Origin of the sequence: Kitasatospora sp. NPDC059803 (assembly GCF_042732255.1) — a bacterium.
GTDB lineage: Bacteria > Actinomycetota > Actinomycetes > Streptomycetales > Streptomycetaceae > Kitasatospora.
This window is the reverse complement of record NZ_JBHWIJ010000305.1, coordinates 1-4,666: the sequence shown is the minus strand read 5'-3', so window position 1 is coordinate 4,666 and position 4,666 is coordinate 1. Positions and strand designations below refer to the sequence as shown.

At 77.1% G+C, this 4,666-nt stretch carries 6 protein-coding genes; all 6 read right to left on the bottom strand.

The features are described 5' to 3' along the window. Positions 1-221, bottom strand: a 221-nt coding sequence (locus ACFV6I_RS33035; RefSeq protein WP_380429358.1) for an NAD(P)-binding protein, incomplete at its 3' end; no start/stop codon positions are given. 20 nt (positions 222-241) lie between these two features. Next, a complete protein-coding gene (locus tag ACFV6I_RS33030; protein WP_380429353.1) occupies positions 242-607 on the bottom strand; it encodes a hypothetical protein in 366 nt (121 codons plus the stop codon). 280 nt (positions 608-887) lie between these two features. Continuing rightward, positions 888-1,934 (bottom strand): TIGR03617 family F420-dependent LLM class oxidoreductase, encoded by a 1,047-nt coding sequence (locus tag ACFV6I_RS33025; protein WP_363373142.1) that lies wholly within the window; start codon positions 1,932-1,934, stop codon positions 888-890. A gap of 82 nt (positions 1,935-2,016) precedes the next feature. Then, on the bottom strand, positions 2,017-3,243 hold the full coding sequence (locus tag ACFV6I_RS33020) for an NADase-type glycan-binding domain-containing protein (RefSeq protein WP_380429351.1): 1,227 nt from the start codon (positions 3,241-3,243) through the stop codon (positions 2,017-2,019). 3 nt (positions 3,244-3,246) lie between these two features. Continuing rightward, positions 3,247-3,864, bottom strand: coding sequence for a phage tail protein (locus tag ACFV6I_RS33015; RefSeq protein WP_380429348.1), 618 nt, complete (start codon positions 3,862-3,864; stop codon positions 3,247-3,249). Next, a partial coding sequence (locus ACFV6I_RS33010) for a putative baseplate assembly protein (protein ID WP_380429345.1) occupies positions 3,861-4,666 on the bottom strand: 806 nt, incomplete at its 5' end. The genes ACFV6I_RS33015 and ACFV6I_RS33010, both read right to left, overlap by 4 nt.

Genomic DNA, 4,666 nt, shown 5'->3' with positions numbered 1-4,666 from the left:
CGCGGGGGGGGGGGCGGGGGGGGCGGGGGCGGGCGGGGGGGGGGGGGGGGGGGGGGGGGGGGGGGGGGGGGGGGGCCGCCCCCCCCCCCCCCCGCGGGCGCGGGCCGGGGGGGGGCGGGCCCGGAGGGCGCGGCCCGGCCGGCTTCGAGGACGAGGACCCGCCGGCCCTGCGCGCCGAGGCGGTGGGCGACCAGCGTTCCGGCGAAGCCGGCGCCGACCACGACGACGTCCCAGCGGGCGGTCACCGTTCCTCGCCCCCTCTGGGTGCCTCGGCCCAGCTGCCGTGGCCGGGGGCGGCGGCGCCGGGCGGGTCGGCGCGGAAGGTCCGCCAGGCCAGGCCCTGGTCGTAGGCGCGGGCGGAGCTGGGGGTCTCGCCCGGCCAGGCGCCGACGTACCAGAGGTGGACCAGGGCGTGGTCGTCGCGGACCCGGTGGGCCAGGGCGGTGCGGTGGTGCTCGTGCGCCATGCCGGTGGCGCGCAGCTCGGGCTCGTCGAAGCCGGTCAGTTCGGCGCAGACGCGCAGGAACTCGTCGAAGTCGGCGAGGTCGTCGGACGCCCCGAACTCGGCGAGGCAGTCAACGGCAGGATGGTCGTCTGGCACGGACAAGCGGGCACCCCCACGGTCGTCGACGGTGGCCAAGACATGACAGACCGTGGGGTGGGTGAAGTCGGCGGCCCGTCACGGTCTGCCAGCGCGATCCTGCCGCCCGCCGTCGCCACCGGGAACCCGTTGCCCGAATGTGCCCGGTCTTGGCCGTCTCCTGCCCGATCGGCCGCCCACCGCGTTCGGTCGGCGGCTGTTTCCGGTCGGGGAACGGGGGCGGGCGAGGGCACGGCGAGGTGTCCGACGGGGGCAGGCGAAGGTCCGGCGAGGGGGCCGACGGAGGTCAGCCGAGGGCGCGGACGGCCGCCAGGACGTCGAGGCCCAGCTCCGGATCCGCCTCCTCCGGCAGGCTGACGGACAGCCGGTCGACCAGGCCCGCGTACCGGCGGGTCAGCTCGCGGGCGACGTCCTCGACCGGACCGGACACCGCGAAGGTGTCGAACACCTCGTCGTCGATCAGCGCGGCCATCTCCGCCCAGCGGCCGCGCACCGAGTGGGTGTGCAGTTCCTCCTGGAGCCCCTCCCACCCGTGCTGGGCCAGCACCGGGCGGTAGGCCGGGGTGGAGGCGTAGAACGCCAGCCGCTCCCGCACCCCGGCCCGGTTGGCCGCCAGTTCCTCCTCCGTCCGGCCGGTGGCGGTCAGCACACTGCCGGCGACCTCGAACGGCCGCGCCGTCCACGGGGCGCCCTCGGCCTCGGCCTGCGCCCGGGCCCCGGTCAGACCGGGCAGCACCTGCTCGGCCAGGTAGGCGGGCGACGAGAACGGGTGGCTGAGGAACCCGTCGGCCACCGCCCCGGCCGTACGGGTCATCAGCGGCCCGACGCCGGCCAGCAGGATCCTCGGCACCCCGGCGGGGACGGGGTCGGGCGAGAAGACCGGCGTCATCATCGTGTGGGTGTAGAACTCGCCCCGGAAACGCAGCCGTTCGCCGGTCTGCCAGCTGTGCCAGATCGCCCGCACCGCGTGCACGTACTCGCGCATCCGCGCGGCCGGCCGGTCCCAGGGCATCCCGAAACGCTTCTCGATGTGCGGCTTGACCTGCGAGCCCAGCCCGATGACGGCCCGTCCGCCGGAGGCCGCGTGCAGCCCCCAGGCCTGGTAGGCGAGCGTCATCGGGGTGCGGGCGAAGGCCACCGCGATGCCGGTGGCCAGCTCGATCCGCTCGGTCCGGTCGGCGGCGCGGGCCAGCTGGAGGAACGGGTCGTACGCGGTCTCGGCGACCACCAGGCGGTCCATGCCCCGGCGTTCGGCCCGCTCGGCGGCGTCGAGGATCCCCGCCGGGTGCCCGGAGGCGGTGGCGTCGAGACGGAAGGCGGGGGGTCGGTGCATGGCGGTGCTCCTGGGCGCGGGCTGCGGCGGTACCCGGGTAGCCTCCCACGCCGCCGCCCGGGCCCACCTCCGCAGCCTGCCCTCAGCGTTTGAAGAACTCCACCTCGGCCAGCGCGATGGGGATTCCGGGCCCCGTCCCGGCGGCGGCGCGGACGACCATCGTCACCTTCACGACGTCGCTGACGCCGGTCAGCACCGTCTGCGGGCCCGGCTTGTCGTTCAGCGTCACCTTCTGCTCGTGCACCTTGCCGTCCGAGGTCGTCATCCGCAGGTCCAGGGCGGTGGGCCGGGCCTGCTGCTGGAACTGCTGCGGCTCGGTGGAGGAGCCGGTGTGGATGATGACGTCCACCAGCCGGAACGGGCGGGCGAAGGGGAAGCTGATCGAGTCCCCGACGTTCGGCGCCCCCCAGTAGGTGTTGCTCAGCCCGTCGACGGTCAGCTTCGCGGGATGGCCCTCGACCTCCGCACTCGCCGCCGCCCCCGTGGGGGAGATCGCCGAGGCGTCGCGGAGCTTGTCCAGCACGTCCTCGTAGATGTTCCGCCCCGCCGGGTAGAACAGCACCCCCGCGACCACCAGCGCCGCCAGCACGAGCAGCGCGATCATCCGGCGCAGGGTGCGGCCGGAGCCGCCGATGCGCACGCGGCGCCGGAACGGCCAGCGGGTGCGCCACCACGGCAGGGCCGCCACGAGTTCGGTGGGGGTCAGCGGCTCCGCGCACCGCCGGCAGAACTTCCGGTCGGGCCGGTTGGGCGTGCCGCACCGGGGGCAGGGTGGGCCGACCTGGGCCTCGTCGGCCGCGGCCGGGCGGACGATCGGGCGGGGCGCGACGGGCTTGGCGGGCTGCACCGCCACCGGGTCCGCCGCCGGCTGCCGGGCGGCCGTGGGCTGCGGCGGCACCGCACCGGGGCGGACCGGCGGCACCTCGGAGGCGGGTGCGGGCTTGGGCGTGGCTGCGGGCGCAGCAGCGGGCGCGGCGGCGGACGGCCTCGCCGGCTCGGCGGGCCGGGCGGCTGGCGGTTCGGCGGGCCGGGCGGCTGGTGGTTCGGCGGGCGCCGCGGACGGCCGCACGGGCGGTTCCCCGCGGGCCGCGCCGACGGGCGGAGCAGCGGGCGGGGCGGCAGCAGGCGGGGCGGCGGCAGCAGGCGGCGCGGCGGCGGGCGCAGCAGCGGCAGCAGGCGGCCCGGCGGCAGAGCCGGGAGCCGCCGAGGTGGCGGCAGCCGCCCCCGACCAGCCCAGGTAGGCACCGCAGTTGCCGCAGAAGTCGTCCCCGTCCTCGTTGGCCACTCCGCACTCGGGACACGTACGCATTGCTCAGCTCTCTTCCGCACCGAGTGGACCGAGTGGACCGGATGAACCAGGTGAACCAGGTGGACCGGACGGACCAGGCGGCCCGGACAGGACCTCCACCCGGCAGGTCAGGTGCACCGGGCAGGACGCCCGGACGACCGCCAGCACCTGCTCCTCGTCCACCGCCGGGGTGCGCTCGGGCCAGACCCGCACCAGCAGTTCCCCGGAGGGCGCGGGCGGCAACTCCGCGCCCGCGGTGGTGGACCAGGCCACGCCGCCGCCGTCCACGATCTGCGCGCCGACGCCGAGGATCAGCCGCAGCCGTTCCCGGAGCCCGCGCCGGGTGCCCCGCCACCGGTGCAGTTCGACCGCGCGGCCGACCACGGCCCGGCGGACCTCCTCCGGCCAGGCCGGGTCGGTCTCGACGGCGACCCAGTCCGCCAGCCACTCGACGAAGTCGGCCGGGGCCAGGCGCGGTTGGAAGTAGGCGGGCAGGTTGTCCAGGGTGGCGAAGACCGGGGCGAGGACGGTGTCCAGGCCTGCGGTGAACCGCTGGGCGAAGTCGTCCTCGGCGTAGAGCGCGGGCAGGAGTTCGCCGATCGGATGCGGGCTGGGCAGCCCGGGGACGGCCGCTCTGCTCATCGCTGACCGTCCGCCGGGAGCGCGGCGACCACGACCTGGTGCTGGTGCGAGAAGACCAGCGCGTCCGGGGCGACGTCGACCCGTTCGGCGGGCGCGCCCCGGCGCCCGGTGATCGGATCCGCCGGGAAGAGCCGCAGTTCCTCGACCGCCGTGACCCCGGCCACCTGCTGGAGCACCGCGAACACCTCCCCGTACTGCACGGCCCGGCCGAACGGCCAGCCCCTTCCGTCGGCGCCGCCGCGCAGCGGGTTGAGGTGCCGGAACAGGGCCGCGAGCGCCGCCTCCCGGACCCGGTCGCCGTCCGGGGAGCGGGTCGCGAGCCGGGCGACCACCGTCACCCCCTGGTAGTCGGGCGGTTGGACGACGAGCCGGGTGCCGACGAGCCGCCGCTCGTCCAGGGCCGTCGCGATGGCCGACAGCACCTGCTCGCCGGGGATCAGCTGCTCGAACCGCAGGCGGTCGCCCTCGTCCGCGACCGCGTCGGGGACCACCAGCACCCGCACCGCGCCCGCCTCCCCGGCGACGGCCGGCGCGCAGCGCACCCGGGCCGCCGAGGGGGCGGCCTGCCGGGCGATCAGCTCGAAGTCCCCGGCGGTGACGGCCCGTTCCTGGAGCCGCAGCAGGTGGGGGGCGCGCACCTTGGCGTTCTCCACCGTCTCGCCGTCGACCCCGCCCCTGGCCGCCTCGCGGTTGTCGACCCTGGCCACGTACGGGACGGAGCTGCGCCGCACCGTGTTCGTGGCCCCGGGGCCGATGCCCGGGCGGCGGCCGCGCGGGGGGGTGTGGGGGAGCGGCAGGGGGT

Excerpts from the sequence above, each read along its gene's own strand:
- ACFV6I_RS33025 (WP_363373142.1), bottom strand. The coding sequence starts at position 1,934 with ATGCACCGACCCCCCGCCTTCCGTCTCGACGCCACCGCCTCCGGGCAC.
- ACFV6I_RS33015 (WP_380429348.1), bottom strand. The coding sequence starts at position 3,864 with ATGAGCAGAGCGGCCGTCCCCGGGCTGCCCAGCCCGCATCCGATCGGC.
- ACFV6I_RS33020 (WP_380429351.1), bottom strand. The coding sequence starts at position 3,243 with ATGCGTACGTGTCCCGAGTGCGGAGTGGCCAACGAGGACGGGGACGAC.